At 49.0% G+C, this 17,006-nt stretch carries 16 protein-coding genes and 1 tRNA gene; 9 read left to right on the top strand and 8 right to left on the bottom strand.

Annotation, left to right across the window (positions count from 1 at the left end; translation table 11 throughout):
• Window positions 1-225 precede the first annotated feature (225 nt).
• Window positions 226-1,335 carry a tRNA guanosine(34) transglycosylase Tgt gene (gene tgt, locus AC5I6P_RS22515; protein WP_495696002.1) on the top strand — a complete coding sequence of 370 codons (1,110 nt, stop codon included), beginning with the start codon at window positions 226-228 and terminating at the stop codon, window positions 1,333-1,335.
• A gap of 78 nt (window positions 1,336-1,413) precedes the next feature.
• A complete protein-coding gene (locus AC5I6P_RS22510; RefSeq protein WP_162545730.1) occupies window positions 1,414-1,551 on the top strand; it encodes a photosystem II reaction center protein K in 138 nt (45 codons plus the stop codon).
• Between the two features lie 97 nt (window positions 1,552-1,648).
• On the opposite strand, the gene AC5I6P_RS22505 is transcribed toward AC5I6P_RS22510, so the two are convergent.
• A complete protein-coding gene (locus AC5I6P_RS22505) occupies window positions 1,649-2,200 on the bottom strand; it encodes a glutathione S-transferase family protein (protein ID WP_495696001.1) in 552 nt (183 codons plus the stop codon).
• Window positions 2,201-2,224: 24 nt separating this feature from the next.
• A complete protein-coding gene (locus AC5I6P_RS22500) occupies window positions 2,225-2,689 on the bottom strand; it encodes a hypothetical protein (protein WP_495696000.1) in 465 nt (154 codons plus the stop codon).
• Window positions 2,690-3,349: 660 nt separating this feature from the next.
• On the opposite strand from AC5I6P_RS22500, the gene AC5I6P_RS22495 reads away from it, so the two are divergent.
• The gene (locus AC5I6P_RS22495) at window positions 3,350-4,147 is read left to right on the top strand and encodes a tetratricopeptide repeat protein (RefSeq protein WP_495695999.1); all 798 of its coding nucleotides are present in this window, start codon (window positions 3,350-3,352) and stop codon (window positions 4,145-4,147) included.
• 43 nt (window positions 4,148-4,190) lie between these two features.
• Here AC5I6P_RS22495 and AC5I6P_RS22490 read toward each other — a convergent pair whose 3' ends face one another.
• The 4 genes from AC5I6P_RS22490 to AC5I6P_RS22475 form a co-directional block, all read right to left on the bottom strand.
• Window positions 4,191-5,540 (bottom strand): ABC transporter substrate-binding protein, encoded by a 1,350-nt coding sequence (locus AC5I6P_RS22490; RefSeq protein WP_495695998.1) that lies wholly within the window; start codon window positions 5,538-5,540, stop codon window positions 4,191-4,193.
• A gap of 275 nt (window positions 5,541-5,815) precedes the next feature.
• A tRNA-Ser gene (locus AC5I6P_RS22485) sits at window positions 5,816-5,904 on the bottom strand.
• 71 nt (window positions 5,905-5,975) lie between these two features.
• Window positions 5,976-7,067 (bottom strand): phospho-N-acetylmuramoyl-pentapeptide-transferase, encoded by a 1,092-nt coding sequence (gene mraY / locus AC5I6P_RS22480; protein WP_495695997.1) that lies wholly within the window; start codon window positions 7,065-7,067, stop codon window positions 5,976-5,978.
• A 126-nt stretch (window positions 7,068-7,193) separates the two neighbouring features.
• Complete coding sequence (locus tag AC5I6P_RS22475) at window positions 7,194-7,427, bottom strand: DUF3134 domain-containing protein (RefSeq protein WP_495695996.1); 234 nt, start codon at window positions 7,425-7,427, stop codon at window positions 7,194-7,196.
• Window positions 7,428-7,727: 300 nt separating this feature from the next.
• Between AC5I6P_RS22475 and AC5I6P_RS22470 the strand changes: the two genes are divergently transcribed.
• The 4 genes from AC5I6P_RS22470 (at window position 7,728) to recJ (ending at window position 12,177) form a co-directional block, all read left to right on the top strand.
• Window positions 7,728-8,312: a PAP/fibrillin family protein gene (locus tag AC5I6P_RS22470; protein ID WP_495695995.1), complete on the top strand. Its 585-nt coding sequence runs from the start codon at window positions 7,728-7,730 to the stop codon at window positions 8,310-8,312.
• 55 nt (window positions 8,313-8,367) lie between these two features.
• Window positions 8,368-9,144 (top strand): PD-(D/E)XK nuclease family protein, encoded by a 777-nt coding sequence (locus AC5I6P_RS22465; protein WP_495695994.1) that lies wholly within the window; start codon window positions 8,368-8,370, stop codon window positions 9,142-9,144.
• Between the two features lie 63 nt (window positions 9,145-9,207).
• A complete protein-coding gene (locus AC5I6P_RS22460) occupies window positions 9,208-9,804 on the top strand; it encodes a GNAT family N-acetyltransferase (protein WP_495695993.1) in 597 nt (198 codons plus the stop codon).
• Between the two features lie 60 nt (window positions 9,805-9,864).
• The gene (gene recJ / locus AC5I6P_RS22455) at window positions 9,865-12,177 is read left to right on the top strand and encodes a single-stranded-DNA-specific exonuclease RecJ (protein WP_495695992.1); all 2,313 of its coding nucleotides are present in this window, start codon (window positions 9,865-9,867) and stop codon (window positions 12,175-12,177) included.
• Between the two features lie 6 nt (window positions 12,178-12,183).
• Here the strand turns inward: recJ and AC5I6P_RS22450 are convergent, their stop codons facing one another.
• Both AC5I6P_RS22450 and AC5I6P_RS22445 read right to left on the bottom strand, forming a co-directional pair.
• A complete protein-coding gene (locus AC5I6P_RS22450) occupies window positions 12,184-13,674 on the bottom strand; it encodes a glycosyltransferase family 2 protein (RefSeq protein WP_495695991.1) in 1,491 nt (496 codons plus the stop codon).
• A gap of 373 nt (window positions 13,675-14,047) precedes the next feature.
• Entirely contained in the window at window positions 14,048-14,485 is a 438-nt protein-coding gene (locus tag AC5I6P_RS22445; RefSeq protein WP_495695990.1) for an FKBP-type peptidyl-prolyl cis-trans isomerase, read from the bottom strand.
• Between the two features lie 100 nt (window positions 14,486-14,585).
• Here AC5I6P_RS22445 and AC5I6P_RS22440 point away from each other — a divergent pair, with 100 nt between their 5' ends.
• Window positions 14,586-16,091, top strand: coding sequence for a phytoene desaturase family protein (locus AC5I6P_RS22440; RefSeq protein ID WP_495695989.1), 1,506 nt, complete (start codon window positions 14,586-14,588; stop codon window positions 16,089-16,091).
• 5 nt (window positions 16,092-16,096) lie between these two features.
• Window positions 16,097-16,999, top strand: coding sequence for a DMT family transporter (locus AC5I6P_RS22435; RefSeq protein ID WP_495695988.1), 903 nt, complete (start codon window positions 16,097-16,099; stop codon window positions 16,997-16,999).
• The last annotated feature ends 7 nt before the right edge of the window (window positions 17,000-17,006 follow it).

Below are 17,006 nucleotides of genomic sequence, written 5' to 3'. Positions count from 1 at the left end.
TGTATATTAAAGTGAACTCTGATTCAACCTGATGTGTTCAATTTAGCAATCATTTCTTTCCAAACCGACCTGTCTAGAGATAGAAAACAATTTGCTCTCAAAAAATAGATTCAGTCTAGAAGTAATCTTTCTGACAGTAGAGTGGACGCGAATTACTGCGGAAAATTTTCTATCTAGAATCTGCAACAATGGATAGTCTGTTTTGCGATCGCACATCAACTCGCTTTGAATCAGTTTTCCTTTCACTGCCAAACGACCTGTCGCCACACTCATGCACGGGCGGGAGTTTTTCACACGCCCCATGGAATCGTTGAAACCCCGCGCTTTATGCCAGTTGGTACGCTGGCAAATGTCAAAACCGTAACGCCCGATCAGCTAATAGCCACGGGCGCGCAAATGGTGTTAGCCAACACCTATCACCTCCACTTGCAGCCAGGAGAAGACATTGTAGAACGGGCAGGGGGCGTGCATCGGTTTATGGGCTGGTCGCAGCCGATGCTGACGGACTCTGGAGGCTTTCAGGTGTTTAGTTTAAGCGAGATGCGATCGCTCTCGGATGAAGGGGTGATGTTCCGCTCTCCCCGCGACGGACAAATGATTCATCTCACTCCAGAACGCTCAATTGAGATTCAGAATGCGCTCGGTGCAGATGTCATTATGGCGTTCGATGAATGTCCACCGCCCGGTGTGGGACGCGAGGCAACTGAGACGGCAACAGAACGTACCTACCAATGGCTAAAACGCTGTATTTCCGCCCATCGCCGACCCGATCAAGCACTGTTTGGGATTGTTCAAGGGGGCGAATTTTTGGATCTGCGATCGCAGGCAGTTCAGATGCTAAGTGATTTAGATTTGCCAGGCTATGCGATCGGAGGTGTCAGCGTTGGCGAAGCGCCTGACGTGATTGATCGAGTCGTTCAAGCCACTGCACCACTCCTGCCATCGCATAAGCCGCGATATTTAATGGGAGTGGGAACGTATCGAGAAATGGCACGCGCGATCGCGGCAGGAATTGATCTGTTTGATTGTGTCATTCCAACTCGTTTGGCGCGGCATGGCGCGGCACTCGTGCAAGGAGAGCGGTGGAATCTGAAAAATGCTAAGTTTCGTGAAGATTTTACTCCCCTCGATTCATCCTGTTCGTGCTACACCTGTCAGACCTTTAGCCGAGCTTATCTCAGTCACCTGCTGCGATCGCAGGAACTTCTCGGCTACACTCTCCTTTCCATTCACAACATTACTGAGCTAATTTCCTTTACTCAACGGATTCGTGTTTCTATTTTGAACGGTACATTTCACCAAGACTTTGCTCCCTGGTTAGTCCCCCTTCAATGAAACCTGCTTACCGTTGACCTATCGATTATGTTAAAATTCATGGCAATTATGAATCTGTGTTGAAGAGGTAAACGAGTCATGGAAGCAGCATTGCTTTTAGCCAAACTGCCCGAAGCGTACTCCATTTTCGATCCCTTGGTAGACGTTCTACCAGTTATTCCCGTCTTCTTTTTGCTGCTGGCGTTTGTTTGGCAAGCCGCGATCGGTTTCAGATAATCTGCATATAAAACCGAATATAGAAAACAAAAGGGGCATGATTCATGCCCCTTTTTTATGGATTGTGTTTGATCCGTTAACCTCACTTGGCAGCAGATTACTTGCGCCCACCGATCGCTTTTTGGAAGCAAGGACGTTCTGCCATCCGTTTGGTGTAATCAACCACGGCAGGATACTCGCTGAGATCCAATTGCAGCATCAGTGGAATGTATGCCAGCAAAGAGCCAACGGCGACATCTGCAACTGTAAAATGGTCGCCGCTAACACAGTGTTGCCGCTCGAACAACTCGTTCAGTGGCTTCATCAACCGCGGAAGTTCTCGGTCACGATTAGCCTCAACAAATACGCCAGGCCCTAATGTCGCATTGGCAAAAGTAACCCACTGAATTGAAATCATTCGTTCTTCAAACGAAGCTTTTCCGTACTTCTCTTCCAGGTAAAGCAAGATTGCCCCCGATTCCCACAGTTTGACCGTACCATCTACAATTCCTGGGACTTTGCCAAACGGGTTGATCTCTCGGTAACTTGGCTGCAGCTGTTCTCCTGCCTGAAGATCTAGCACTACAACCTCATAGGGAACGTTTAACTCTTCTAAATACCACTGCACAATAGACGCGCGACTCCGCACACCAGCGTAGAGCTTCAACATTCGGTCAAATCCTTCAATAATTAACTACAGAGTTTTGTGCGTGTACTCGTGCTGCTTAACGTTATCTTCTGTTTTCACGATGCGCTGAGAGTTGAGAATCCGTCTGCGTTCGGTTGAAAAATTAAAGTCAGCGCGGGACGTGCCCATAGGAATATGCTGCTGTGCGGCGGTCTTGGCTTTGTAAGTCCGAGCAGCAGCAGTGGCACGATAGGCAAAGTCGTCGCAAAACTGAGCGTCGGTCGGAAAATCAGATGGAAGTTGAGGCGTTTCGCCTGGCAAGACGGCTCCGATCGGGGTTGCGATCGCCAATGAATACGAGGTGGGGATGCCCTTCAGAATCGCTTCGAGTGCCGCAGATGGAATCGGCTCCACTACTTTAACTTCATGAATCTCTCCCTCGTCTTTTAGAAAGCAAGTGGCTAAGCCAAGGACAAGATAATCATCTGCGGAGACATCGGAAATATTGGGATACGAAGTGGCTGCTGTCATAGGATGTTTTGTCATCAACCAGACTAAACTCTGGTGTGTTTCGTTAGGGCGGAAGGATGCAAATTGCCTCACATCCGTCGCATTTTACCAAGTTCTTCCTGCGCCTATTCGGGATTTGTAACTTAACGTGATTTCTAAAGCCACCTATCATCAGTGGATCGAGGAATGAGCATAGAAATGCGAACCACCCGATGATTGGCTAATTTCTAGATTTGAAGACTAGCGATCGCGCCTTGTTCTGCGGAGCAGTCCCCTAAATGATACAGAGACTGATCGAGCAGCTTCAGCCTTTTTCTCCAACTGTTAAGAGTTCAGCAGTTGCGGGAACGTTAAGCTGACGCGAAGCAATATGAAGAAATAGCAAAGTTAGTTTAAAGAGTGATCCAATATTCCTGCGATGGCGTCTCAGTTTATTGAATATCACTTGACCAAATCTTCATCTTTCAAGGAAGGTCTGTTTCAGAAATGGAATCGCTCCACCTTGTAGTTAAAGTTCGCTCCTAAAATTCTCAAGTAAGTCGTAAGTCTTATCGTGCTTAGGCATTTCAGCCCTAATTATTCAAAATCTAACTGAAGACATATTCATGATGTAGCGCTTGGGCAGAAAAACTTTGGTTCGTAAGTCTGTAAGGTAAAGATCACACGCTGAGTGAGGATGATATGAACGTTCACAGTTCTCTAAATCGCGCCAATACAACTCATCACCTCCGCCCTGAGACAGTTGGCATAACAAAATCTTTTTCCCCTCGTCGTGGCTCCCTCGGAGTAACACGGGGTGTAAAACGCCGCCCTCAGCGTCGTGAATCTACTGAGCGTTTGATGCGAAATCAGGGCGTGTGGCTCGACGCTCATGAGCAGGATCGGCTGTTGCGCCAACGATCGCTTGAAGAAGCGAAACAAGGAAATTATCTGCTTGCTGTTGAAGGATTGAGTGTTTTGATCGATCGCAATCCTGAAAACGCAACAGACTATAACAATCGCGGCTTGGTGCAGTTCCAGTGGGGTGAGCGAGAAGCAGCGTTAGAGGATTACAATCGAGCGATTCAACTCAACCCAAAACTGGCGAATGCCTACAATAATCGCGCCAATTACTACGCTATTCAAGGACAGCTAGCCGAAGCGATCGCAGATTACGAGATGGCGATCGACCTCGATCCAACCAACGTGCGTGCGTGGCTTAATCAAGGCATCACCTTTCGCGATTTAGAAATGTATTCCCAAGCAATTGAAAACTTTGAACAGGCGCTCCACATCAGCGAGCTGCTGACTCGCACCTCGGAGGACTCTTGCGTACTCGATGCTCATATTTACGCAGCACGGGGCAGAACCCACCACATTATCGGTGACTGGAATTATGCGATCGCAGACTATAACCGTGCCCTCGATTGCTTATCTGAATGCGCGTCAGAGCGCCTCTATACTCAAGTGACAAGATGGATAGAAGCGCTGAAGGGCTGATTTTAGCTCAGCCCTTCTGAACTTGAAATGACTGTACTTGACGTTATTGTGCAGGATTGACCTTGCCAATCGTCTGGATTGCCCCGTCTTCTTTGACCGTCCAGACATCGTAGCTGCCGATCGCATCTCCATTCGCGTCAATATCAACATCGCCGCTTGCGCCTTGGAAGTTGATTTCTTTGCCCTGTCTCAGCAACTCTAGCCCTTTACACACGTCTGTCACTTCTTCGCCAGGTGCATTGGTTACGTCCCGAAGCTTGCTCTTGATACCTTCTCCAGTATTTGACTTGGCGGCTTCCGCAGCTAACACTAAAATGGCAGCCGCATCCCAAGAGTGAGGAGCATAAGCTGCAAGCGGGCGATTTTGCGTCTGTTGCCAAAGTTTAGAGAATTGATCGAGTCCTTTTCCACTCGCTCCAGGAACCGTTCCGATCGCGCCTGCCAAAATTGATTTACCATCTGAGGTTTTACCAACTTTGTTCACAAAGTCTTGAGAATAGACGCCATCCGTAAATAAAAGCTGGACGCCCTTACTTAGACCTTGCTCAAACGCAGACTTGACGAGCAAACTTCCAGTATCGGCGTACAAGACTGCCGCCACCGCATTTGGTTTCCCTGAAAATGCCGCCGCTGCCTCAGTTTCTAATGTGGTTGCTTTCGGATCGTACCGAGTGGGCTTTGACTGATTGGTGATCGACCCACCCAGCTTATCAAATGACTTTACAAATTCCTTCTCAAAGCCCACGCCATAGTCGTTGTTAATCACAACTGTACCGGCGGTCTTAAAACCTTTTTCGGCGGCTAATTTTGCTAACGCTTGGGCTTGATAAGTGTCGGGTGGAGCCGTTCTTGCCCAATAGCCATCATACTTGCCTTCTTTTGCTTGTTGCGTGAAAACGGGGCTAGTACTACCTGGAGAAATGAGAACAACTTTGTTGCGAACCGCAATGGGTAATGCTGCCGTAGAGACACTACTGGCAAATGACCCAACGACTCCCGCCACTCGTTCGACTTGGGCGAGGCGAGTCATTCCTTCTGCGCCTGCCGATGGCTCGGTCTGGTCATCGACCGCCACTAGAGTGACCGGCTCACCGTTTACACCTCCGCATTGGTTGACGGTATCCCTAAGTAGCGGTACGGTCGCCACCATCTGCTGCCCAATGGACGCCAAATCTCCTGTAGATGGCAGTAAGGAGCCAATTTTTAAGCCTTTCGTTGCTGTTGCGGCGGTATTAGAACCCGAAGGTGCGCCTCCTTGAGCGGTGGGAGCTTCTGCTTCTTGACAGGCAGCAGTCAATAACCCGGCGGCGAGGGTGACTCCGGCAAGTGCTACTGCGCTACTTAATTTAACCCTGCTCAATCTAACCCGATGTGCCGATGTCAATCTGCTCATGTTAGAGTGCGACTCCGTAGATTTGCTGTAAATGAGCCTCATCTTAAACCAAGAGCAGGATAATGCGTAATTTGTAGTTTGTAATTTGTAATTGCTTCGGCCAACATCAAGCGATCGCAGATGGAGATGATAATGCTTTTAGGAAGGTTTGAAGGAAGAATACGCCCGCCACTAGTTCTCATCAAGATCGATTTAGCGGAGACTAAACTGATGTTCAATCTCCAAGGTTGCATTCAACAAGTGCAAGCAAACCTTTGTTATTACAAATTGTTCAACGGAGAGAGAGGGATTCGAACCCTCGGATGGACCTAAATCCATCAACAGATTAGCAATCTGCCGCTTTCGACCACTCAGCCATCTCTCCAGGTCTAACGAGTCACTATCATAACAGATTTGAGTGACTCGATCTCAATTTTTAGGTGCGGAGTTAACCTGTTAACGAATCGCGAGACCGATCGCGGCTAAGACCGCTGCGATCGCATAAAACCAACCGACGACTTGCGTTTCTGTCCAGCCACTCAGTTCTAAATGATTGTGAAACGGAGACATTCTAAAAAAGCGTTTCCCAACTCCAGAACTATTTTTCGTGGCTTTGAAGTAGCTCACTTGAATAATCACAGAAATGGTTTCCCAGAAGAAAAGACCACTCAAGATCAGCAATGAAAACAGCGAGTTACTGAGCAGTCCTACAGCTGCTAAGCCCCCACCGAGCGCCAGTGAGCCCGTATCTCCCATAAACACGCGAGCGGGATTCCGATTATGGACTAAGAATCCTAGACAACTGCCGCTCATGCAGGCGCAGAAAATCATTAGGTCAGAATTGGTGGGAGCGACGATCGCGCCAAGCCCCAAAAATGCGATCGCAACAGTTCCTCCCGCTAGTCCGTCCATGCCGTCCGTTAGATTGGTAGCATTACTTTCTGCAACCAACACAAAGCACGCCAGCAGCGCAAACAAGCTTCCCAGTGGCAGCATGATTCCCAACGGCAACGCTAAGGTTGTGAGCGTTGGGTGCGTCATGATTAACCAGAGGCAGAACGCGATCGCAAATCCGATCTGCAATCCCAGCTTCATGCGCGGAGAAATGCCTTTATTGGATTTCTGACGAATGATCTGCCAGTCGTCTACAAAGCCGATCGCTGCATAACCAAGCGTTAGCAGAGAAACGGCCATCGCATCGCTCGAAAAGCCAGTCAACACCAACGCGATTAGGAGCGCAACGGGAACAAAAAAGGCTCCGCCCATCGTCGGAGTACCAGCCTTCTTCAGGTGAGATTGCGGACCATCTTCTCGAATAATTTGTCCTGCTTTCAGTGCCTTTAGAAAGGGAACCCCCCAAAAACCAACTCCAGCGCTCGCTAATCCACTAATCCAAAGCGGCGTGGTTAACGAAATCGCCTCGCTCCAACTCCGCCCACCAACTCGATCTAAAATCAAGGCAGCGATCGTCATGCCAACACTCAGGATCAGAAACAAAAAGGTTCCTGAGAGACTAACCGATCGATTGCTAAATAGCTTCGCATCCACAAGCTTCTACTTCACTCCGCACAATAACACCACAACACCTGAGAAGCCAACTTCGGAAAAAGAGCAAAAATTCTGACCTTAGTTAGGGGCTAGAGCTTTAATTTGCTCACCCCTAAGCTAATTTCATTAATCTTCTAAATCGAAGTCATCATCGTCATCATCGTCAATCGTATTGTCATCGCCCGCCATCAATGCATTGATTTCCTCTTCTTCTTCAAGGTAATCAACGTCTGAAGTATCTCGTGCGAGCAGACGACCCGAATTTTCCAGCCAGTCGAGAATTGATGCTTCTCGCCCAATTGGAATGATTGCCGCGCGCACATCGCGGGGTTCTTGACGTAAAGAGGGATTATGAACCATAAGTAAAGAAATGTTCCAGAGTCGGATCGTTACAACACAGATACTTCAGATTCTAGATCGAATGAAACACCCAGAGTGTACCACCGAGTCAGGAATTTGGTTCACGAACCATCGCATATTTGTTAGGAAAATGTCAAGATTTTTTTGCGGCCTAAATAATTGGTCGCGGTTGGTTCGGAATTGCGCAGGGGGACGCACCCGTTGAGGGGGTTAAAAAAGGTGTCAATCGGCACCCGGCTCTAGAGCCCAACCATTACTATTCTGCTGAGGGGGTAATTCTGTTTACACAAGGAGGAACCCATGATCGGGAAAGCTACATTACTAGAAGCGATCGCAGGCAAAAATCGAGGCTTGCTCACGACCGATGCGGATCGTCAGGGCGTCTTGGCCGCGATCGCCCAACTCGAAGATCGGAATCCGACACCGCGCCCTGTGGAAGCAACGGCATTACTCGAAGGAGATTGGCGGCTGATTTACACAACCAGTAGCGGAATTTTGGGTATCGATCGCGTTCCCCTCGTGCAGCTTGGACAGGTCTATCAATCGATTCGGACTGCCGATGCCAAGGTCTACAACATTGCTGAACTAGTCGGCGTACCTTTTTTAGAAGGAATTGTCAGCGTGGCGGCTCGGTTTAAGCCCGTGTCGGAACGGCGCGTCGAGGTGAAGTTTGAGCGCTCAATTGTTGGACTCCAGCGATTAATAGACTATCGATCGCCCGCCTCTTTTATTGAACAAATTGAAGCGGGACAAAAATTTGCCGCGCTCGATGTCAGCATTGAAAATCGTGACCAACAGGGCTGGCTCGACATTACCTATCTCGACGAAGATTTACGCATCGGACGCGGCAACGAAGGAAGTGTGTTCGTCTTAACCAAAGGATGAACATTAAAATATGAACATTGAAATGAAGCTGATTGGTTGCTAACTCTTTACATCTATGCGGCTCTCTCAAGGTCAGTTGAATCTGCTTGAAGTTTGTCCTCGCAAGTTTCAGCACACCTATTTAGAACAACTCGGCTCTCCGACCGATCTTGAGCAGCAAGAGCGATTGTTAGCAGGGAGCCGCTTTCACTTATTAATGCAGCAGTGGGAGATGGGACTGCCGATTGACCCGCTGCTGAGAGAAGACGAGCAGTTGCGACGCTGGTTTGGGGCATTTGTTGAAGCGGAGCCAAAAATTTTAGGCACGATTGCCTCACAAATGGATGACAGTGCTTACCGTCAAAGTGAACACCTCCGCACGCTCGCCGTTGAAGGGCATCTCCTCACCGTCATCTATGATTTATTAATTCTGTCTCCTACCCAAGCTCAAATTCTTGACTGGAAAACCTACCCCAAACCAGGACGCTCAGATCGATTGGCGCAAAACTGGCAATCTCGCCTCTACCCCTTTGTTCTTGCCGAAACGAGCCAATATACACCTGATCAGATTTCAATGATCTACTGGTTCTTTCAGGCAAAGGGAGAAGCGACCGAACCGCAAAGTCTGACCCTCAAGTACGATCGCACGAAACACGAGCAGACTTGGCAAACCTTGATCCAGCTTCTAAAGCAGTTAACCGAATGGCTCGATCGCTACGAAATGGGGGAGCCATTTCCTCAAGTTTCTCAAGCGGTGGGAGAGTGCGATCGCTGTGGTTTTGCCGTGCGGTGTCACCGACAAGAAGACGTGGTGATTCCAAGTCTCAGCGCGATCGCCGAAATTCCGCTGTAAGTTCTCTGTGACACCATAGAAGCATCAGGCTACTTTTACTCAGCCACAGTTTACTCCGTCCTGATGACTTACATTTTTATGAGTATTGAAAACAGTTTTGACAATGAGCGCTCTGACGCTGGATTAACGGTTCGGGAGATGGAGATTGACGATCTTGCAGGAGTATTTCATCTCGGTGAATTGCTCTTCACCAGTGACTTATATCCCTACATTTACCGCACTTGGGATGAATGGGAAGTGATTGGCTCTTACAATACCGAGCCGGATTATTGTTTGGTTGCCGAGGTAGACGAACAGCTTGCAGGCTTTATCTTGGGCACGATTATTAGCAAAGGGACGTTGGTCTACGGCTATATCACCTGGCTTGGCGTTTCTCCTAGCTTTCAGCGGCGCGGCATTGCTGACCAGCTTGTAGACCGCTTGGTTGAACGATTGATTAACGATGGAGCGCGGTTCATGATGGCAGATACTGACCCTGAAAATGCGCCCGCCGTTAAATTTTTCGATCGCAAGGGCTTTCACGATGCCCGCCGCCATATTTTCTTGTCAATGGATTTAAGTCAGCATGAATATTACGGAAAACTGATTGCCTATGAGCGCGAGAAAGCCGATCGCAAGGTCTGGAAGCGTCCTCGGTTGCGTCCAACTCCAAAAACGTGATCCCGGGTTATGGTACAGAAATACTTCTAACTCTAATACTTCTAACTCTCTGCGAACGATATGCCTGAGCAATCCTTTCAGTGGCAAGTTGAATCGACGATCGCACTTCCAGAGAAGTTTGTTCAAGCGGTTTGGCGGTGCGCTCCAGAAGTAGACGGGCGTTATATTACTCAGCTTTTGTGGCAGCGAGGCATTCGAGATGAAGCTGCGATCGCGCCCTATCTGCACGTGGATCACTATCAGCCTCAATCTCCATTTGAGTTTGGCCAGGAAATGGAGTGGGCCACAAAACGCCTGATCAGAGCTTACGAAATTGGAGAAATAGTCGGGATTTGGGGCGATTTCGACGCCGATGGCGTCACCGCAACCTCAGTGCTTTGGGATGGACTAGGACAGTTTTTTCCTAAACATCATCAGCTTTTCTACTACATTCCCAATCGCTTGACCGAGTCTCATGGCTTGTCCTATCAAGGACTCGACCAACTGAAAGCGCAAGGCTGTCAGCTCATTGTGACGTGTGATACGGGCAGTACAAATTTGGATGAAATTCAGTACGCTCAACGGTTAGGAATTGATGTAATTGTTACAGATCACCACACGTTGCCCGACGATCGCCCGCCCGTGATTGCGATCGTCAATCCGCGCTACCTTGCACCCGAGCATCCGCTAGCAACGCTTTCCGGCGTTGCCGTTGCCTACAAACTCGTCGAAGCACTGTACCAGAAGCTTCCAGACGTGGCAGAGCGATCGCTAGAAGAATTGTTGGATCTCGTTGCGATCGGGCTAATTGCAGATCTTGTTGAACTAAAGGGTGATTGCCGATACCTCGCCCAGCAGGGCATTCAGCAACTCCAAAAGCAATCTAATCCCAAGACGATGACTCGTCCGGGCATTGCTCGGCTCTTAGAATTTTGCAAGCGATCGGGCGATCGGCCTACCGATATTTCGTTCGGTTTAGGTCCGCGAATCAATGCCGTGAGCCGAATTCAAGGTGATGCTGGATTCTGCGTTGAGTTGCTCACAAGTCAAGATGCTCAATGGTGTCGAGACTTAGCAGAAGAAACAGAACTCGCCAATTCGCGTCGCAAAGCCCTGCAAAAAGATGTGACTCAGCACGTCCAAGCAAAACTATCACAGCTAGATCTCTCAACAACCAGTGTGATTGTTCTTTGGGATGAACAATGGAGTCCAGGCGTTTTGGGTCTCGTTGCAGGTCAAATTGCTCAAGAATACGGTCGTCCGACTATTTTGCTCAGCGCACCAAGTGAGCCAGCCGTACCGTCTACACCTCAACTTGCAAGGGGGTCTGCCCGTTCTATCAATCAGGTCGATCTCTATCAACTCGTCAAACATCAAGAACACTTACTTCATCGCTTTGGCGGCCATCCCTTCGCGGCGGGACTCAGTATTTCGGTCGATAACCTACCCTTGTTTAAAGCTGCAATCAATCAACGGCTACTGCAACAAGGTATCATCGCATCGCCCACGCTGCGAGCCGATCTCTGCGTCACGGTTTCAGAACTTGGACTAGAGCTATACAAAGAATTGCGCTTGATCGAACCTTGTGGGATGGGCAACCCGATTCCTCGATTGCTAGTTCAAAACTGTTGGCTAGAAGCAGACAAAAACCGCAAAATTCAGGACTTACGGGGACGAAAAGTTGAATACATTCGCACCTCTTTTACCCTTTGGGATGACTCGGCGACGACCGGATTTCCTGGGCTTTGGTGGGGGCACTATGCTAATGAGATTCCTCCAGGTCGCTGCGACGCGATCGTCGAACTGGAAAACAACACCTATCATAAACGCTACGAAGTCCGCCTCATTGCCTTGCGTCCCTGCGCGGATGCTGTCACTCAGACGACTCGCCTCGATTGGATTCTCGATTGGCGCACTCAATCCTCTTCCAGTGATGTTAAACCGCTTCAAGTCCAAACCTGTCCAACGAGCTGGCAGGAGTTGCAAGTATGGTTTCGGCGAGCGGCACGAGAAGAAAGGCTGTTAGCGATCGCCTACTCTGCCCCAACCCTTACTCCTCCGCAAGACACGTGGCAAACCCTGATCGGCATTGCCAAATACTTAAGCCGCACTGAGCAAACTGCCACTCGCCGACAACTCTACGATCGTTTGGAAATTGGTGATTTGCCTCTAAAAATGGGCTTTCAAGCGTTAGAACTGCTTGGCTTCAGCGTCTCCTATACCGAACAAGGTTTTAGCATCGTTTGGGCAGAAAAAAAGCCTCAAGCCGAAGCAAGAGGCAGAGTTGAGCAATTTCTAGATGCAGTGCGCGAAGAACAATTCCGTCGCCAGTATTTCTATCAAGTGCCGCTTGCTACGATTAAAGCCGTCGCGGTTCAAACGCTAAATGGATAAGCTCCTCTATCCCGCTTTACGTAAGAATCCAGTCGGCAGCGACTCCATGAATCCTCGACGCGTGACAACCCATTCTGTATTGCCTGCAAAATGATCATAAATTGCAGTAATGGCAATTACGCTCTTTAACACGCAGTAGAACGGAATGAATAGGCAAAACGCTAGATAATCCCTGCGGGGCTGATGTACGAGGTCGGTTCGCACCAGCCAAGCGGCTAAAGTTTGAATCGGACCACTCAGTAGCGTCAATGCAGTGGTCGCCCAGAAATACTCTGGTGCAACTTCGGGTGCTGTTGTGCCCGTCAAGGTCAGGCTGATCATCATTGGAAACATCTGGAGTGCAACAAAGTGAAACCCTGCACTGTAGACCAACAACAGCGACCAGTAGAGTTTTTGCCAGTGGTCAAGCTTTGTCGAAAGCAGCAGCGAAAACTGGTGTCTCAGGGTGACCTCTAGCCAGCCTTGCGCCCATCGCTTTCGTTGGAACCAGAACGATCGTAGATCAACCGGAGCCAATTCTGTCGTCAGAATCGTTGGATCGTGAACAATGTTGTAGCCACTAAGCAGTGTTCTGAGTGACGCATCAATATCTTCCGTCAACATCGTCGACGAAAACCGTACCCGCTTCAGAACCGATGTCCTCCAATAGCCGTTAGAGCCACAGAACATGCCAGTGTCAGCCAGAAGCGACTTAGCCGGGTGGCTTACTCCATACATGCACTCAAACTCAACCGCAATCATCCGAGTCATAAAATTGACATCGTGATTGCGAATCACATTCCGACCTTGAACGACAGAATAGCGATAACTCTCTAACCAGCGCCACGCTCGATCGAAGCAGTCTGCATTGGGGTAATGATCAGCGTCTAAAATGCCCGTGATTTCTCCAGTCGCGACTTCTAATGCGGCGTTCACGTTCTCTGCTTTAGAGTGGCTGTCTTCGACACACAGGAGCTTCAAATCGGGATAACGCTCGGCGAGCTTTTCTAATTCATCCTCGATCCCCAGTCGCTCCGGTCGGTTGTATGCCAGAATCAGCTCTAGTCCATCCTTTGGGCGATTAAGCGTTGCCAGAATGTACTTGAGAGTGCTGAGAATAATATGCTGTTCGTTCGGCAGATATGCCGCCACAATGAGTGAGCTTCTGGGCGTTCCACTTTGAAGTTCTGGGACTTCCCTGCGATCGCTGTCATATGTGCGCGGCGTCCTTAAGAATCGTTGAATCCAGCCAAACTTTGGCTTACGCAATGTCTTAGACCCAGATCTTCTATACCCGTAGGTGAGCGCTGTAGAAACCGCTTCCCCAATTACCACCAGCGAAGTGACAAAGTACAGCACCGGAATCACAATATGCATCGGCAGCAGGTTTCCACCGCCACTGATCACGTAGTAGTACAGGACTGTAGGTAAGCCGATCACGACAAGGTGAGTCAAAATGATCTTGTCAAGAATCGGACCAAAGACGTTAATGGGGGTGCGCGGCAGTCCTTTTCGCATAGCTACTTGTTAAAAAATAGAAGGGTCCTTCATAGATAGAAACCATGTGTAACAAGTCTTGTCAAATCTTTATGGACAGTTGAGTTGGCTGGAAGGCTTAGTCAAAATCACTGAAACTGCAACACACCCTAGCTTTGACGCTGTAGGTAAGATTGCTCAAAAGATATAACAAGTTTCTTTAATATTTCTCTACCGAAAGGAAGAAACGCCATGGTTGTCACTAGATGAAATCTTCATCTTCATCCCGAATCATTACGGAAACTTGACAAAAAATCTGGCTCCGTGGCAGAACTGTGTCGCTGCGGAGCCAGATTTTTTTGCTACAAGTTCAAAAAATGCTGATACGTACCAAGTACGATTCACTAATTTTGGATTAGCCTTCTGCCTCAATGTCCACTAGCTGAATGTCAAACGTTAAGTCTTCTCCAGCCAATGGATGATTTGCATCCAGCGTAATGTCTGCCTCTGAAACTTCCGTCACAACGACAGGAATCGGCTGTCCAGTCGGCTGCTGAATTTGAAGCTGCTGACCAATTTCTGGCTCTAGATCTCCTGGCATTTGAGCGCGATCGACAATCACGACCATATCTTCGCGATGAGGACCATAAGCTTGATCGACGGGAATGAGTTCCGTCTTTGAATCGCCCGGACTCATGCCTACTACCGCCTGCTCAAATCCAGGAATAATTTGTCCAGAGCCAATTGTAAATTCTAAGGGAGAGCCATCGGTGGAAGAATCAAAAACGGTTCCATCGTCAAGCTTGCCCGTATAGTGGACTTTGACCATATCTCCAAGTTTTGCCTGAGCCATAAGCGCAGTTCTCCTAGGGTTGATTTCATCCTTTTCACTCTAGCGGGAATGGTCGGAAACGGTTTACTTCTAAATATTCATGTAATCTTCTAAATTTTTCATGCAGCAAGCCGATGTGATTGTGATTGGAAGCGGCATTGGTGGCTTGGTGGCAGGGGCGCTCCTCGCTCGCTACGGCAAACAAGTCCTCCTCTGTGAAAGCCATACGATCGCGGGTGGAGCCGTCCATGGATTCTCGCGTCAAGGATTTCATTTCGATTCGGGCGCATCGTTTTATTGCGGGCTATCTGACCCAAATTCGCTCAATCCTCTGCGACAGGTTTTAGCCGTTTTGGGAGAAACTATTCCCGCGATTCCCTACGATCCGTTTGGACACTATCATTTTCCTGATGCAACGCTGCCGATCTATGGTGACTCTGAAAAATATCGAGCGGCGATCGCAGCTATCACTCCTCAAGGCGCAACAGAATTTGCTCAACTAGAAAAACGCTTCTTGAGTTTGTATGAGGGCTTACGCGCTATTCCTACTTTGGCACTGCGATCGGATCTCAACCTCATTCCCACGCTGATCCGCTATTTTCCATCGTTGCTAAAGCTGTTGCCAAACCTGGGTTTGATTCAAAGCTCGGTCGGGGCGTTGATGGATCAAACGATTCGTGATCCCTGGGTACGACGGTTGATCGATTTAGAGTGTTTTCTCTTGTCAGGATTAAAGGCTCACGGGACGATCGCCCCCGAAGTTGCGTTTATGTTTGGAGAGCGATCGCGATCCGTCATTGACTATCCGATTGGAGGCAGTGCTGCGATCGTGGACGCCTTGATCCGAGGCTTCAAGAAGTGGGGCGGACAGCTTCGCTTGGGAACGCATGTCGAGCAGATATTGGTGGAAGCAACCATTGTGAAAGGCGTTCGACTGCGAAACGGGGAGACCCTAAACGCCCCGATTGTCATCTCCAATGCCACGATTTGGGACACCTATACTCATCTGCTACAGCCGTCTGATGTCCCTACTGCATATCGTCAATCCGCGCTAGCAACTCCCACGGTCGATAGCTTTATGCACTTGCATTTAGGCATTCGAGCCGACGGATTAGAAGCGTTGACCGGGCATCATGTCGTCGTGCATGACGCTGATCAAGACATCACTGAGCCGGGGAACACCTGCATGATTTCTATTCCTTCGGTGTGGGATAAAAGCCTTGCGCCTCCAGGACATCATGGGGTTCATGCCTATACCCTCGAACCGTATGAGGGATGGATGCGCGACGAGCAGTACGAGTTGAAGAAGAGATCGCGATCGCACTCCCTTTTTCGCGCCCTAGAGCGAGTCATTCCAGATATCAGGCAACGGATTGTGCTAGAACTCATTGGCACGCCATTAACTCATGCTCGGTATCTGCGTCGTCATCAAGGCACTTATGGAGCCGCTATTGCTGCCGGAACAGGACTGTTTCCCAGTTGCCACACTCCGATTTCAGGACTCTATCGTGTTGGTGACAGTACGACTCCCGGTATCGGCGTTCCTGCCGTCGCCGCTTCTGGAATTCTCTGTGCCAATACGCTAGTTCATCCCAAACAGACCTTAGAACTGCTAAAACTTCTCTAAAATTCATGTTCCAGGTTCTTCACTATCGAGGCGAAATTGCGGCTCTTAGCGCTGCCTTCATTTGGGCCTGTGCCTCGCTGGTTTACACCGGAGTCGGACGTCAAATCTCGCCTCTAGCGCTCAATTTGACGAAAGGATGGATTGCGATCGCGATGCTCGGTCTCACTCTATTTGCAATCGGTCAACCTGTGCCATTGATCCATCTCAAGAGCGTCATGCTGCTGTTGCTCAGTGGTGCAATCGGCATCGGATTTGGCGACACGGCTTATTTCAATGCACTCAACTCGATTGGCGCGAGGCGCACTCTCTTATTTGAAACCCTCGCGCCTGCGATCGCCGCCCTTTTAGCGCTGTTTTTTTTACAAGAAAGACTCTCATCACAATCCTGGTTTGGAATTGTGATGATCTTAACAGGAGTAATTTGGGTTGTTCTTGAGCGCCTTCCTGAATCAACAGAACCGTCTCATCACCTCAGGCGCGGTGCTTTATTTGGGTTGCTTGCCGCTTTAGGACAAGCGATCGGTGCTGTCCTCTCTCGATTTGCCTTTATCGACTCTGATGTTGACCCACTGTGGAGTACGTTAATTCGCTTAATTGGCGGAACGATTGTGCTACTGGTTTGGGGCGTGGCGCAAAAGCAGTCTCACGAAATCGTTAAACCATTGCGCTCTCAAAGCCTCTTTTTCGTTGTTGCTGGAACTGCTTTCGTTAGCACCTATTTGGGAGTCTGGCTCCAGCAAATCTCGCTTAAATTTGCTCCTACTGGAGTCGCTCAAGCCCTCACCAGCACCAGTCCTTTGTTCGTTATTCCGCTCGCTCGAATGTTGGGCGATCGCGTTAGTATTCGATCAGTGTTTGGTGTCCTGATCGCTTTAGCAGGTGTGAGTTTATTGTTTAGTAGAGCGTAACTTACAA

It is taken from the genome of Myxacorys sp. (genome assembly GCF_059501405.1).
Note: the sequence above shows the minus strand (reverse complement) of the source record. Positions and strands in the feature narration are given on the sequence as shown.

Excerpts from the sequence above, each read along its gene's own strand:
- AC5I6P_RS22460 (WP_495695993.1), top strand. The coding sequence starts at position 9,208 with ATGACTTACATTTTTATGAGTATTGAAAACAGTTTTGACAATGAGCGC.
- AC5I6P_RS22470 (WP_495695995.1), top strand. The coding sequence starts at position 7,728 with ATGATCGGGAAAGCTACATTACTAGAAGCGATCGCAGGCAAAAATCGA.
- AC5I6P_RS22440 (WP_495695989.1), top strand. The coding sequence starts at position 14,586 with ATGCAGCAAGCCGATGTGATTGTGATTGGAAGCGGCATTGGTGGCTTG.
- AC5I6P_RS22465 (WP_495695994.1), top strand. The coding sequence starts at position 8,368 with ATGCGGCTCTCTCAAGGTCAGTTGAATCTGCTTGAAGTTTGTCCTCGC.
- AC5I6P_RS22450 (WP_495695991.1), bottom strand. The coding sequence starts at position 13,674 with ATGCGAAAAGGACTGCCGCGCACCCCCATTAACGTCTTTGGTCCGATT.
- AC5I6P_RS22500 (WP_495696000.1), bottom strand. The coding sequence starts at position 2,689 with ATGACAGCAGCCACTTCGTATCCCAATATTTCCGATGTCTCCGCAGAT.
- AC5I6P_RS22475 (WP_495695996.1), bottom strand. The coding sequence starts at position 7,427 with ATGGTTCATAATCCCTCTTTACGTCAAGAACCCCGCGATGTGCGCGCG.
- AC5I6P_RS22510 (WP_162545730.1), top strand. The coding sequence starts at position 1,414 with ATGGAAGCAGCATTGCTTTTAGCCAAACTGCCCGAAGCGTACTCCATT.
- AC5I6P_RS22435 (WP_495695988.1), top strand. The coding sequence starts at position 16,097 with ATGTTCCAGGTTCTTCACTATCGAGGCGAAATTGCGGCTCTTAGCGCT.
- AC5I6P_RS22495 (WP_495695999.1), top strand. The coding sequence starts at position 3,350 with ATGAACGTTCACAGTTCTCTAAATCGCGCCAATACAACTCATCACCTC.
- AC5I6P_RS22445 (WP_495695990.1), bottom strand. The coding sequence starts at position 14,485 with ATGGCTCAGGCAAAACTTGGAGATATGGTCAAAGTCCACTATACGGGC.
- AC5I6P_RS22505 (WP_495696001.1), bottom strand. The coding sequence starts at position 2,200 with ATGTTGAAGCTCTACGCTGGTGTGCGGAGTCGCGCGTCTATTGTGCAG.
- AC5I6P_RS22490 (WP_495695998.1), bottom strand. The coding sequence starts at position 5,540 with ATGAGCAGATTGACATCGGCACATCGGGTTAGATTGAGCAGGGTTAAA.
- recJ (WP_495695992.1), top strand. The coding sequence starts at position 9,865 with ATGCCTGAGCAATCCTTTCAGTGGCAAGTTGAATCGACGATCGCACTT.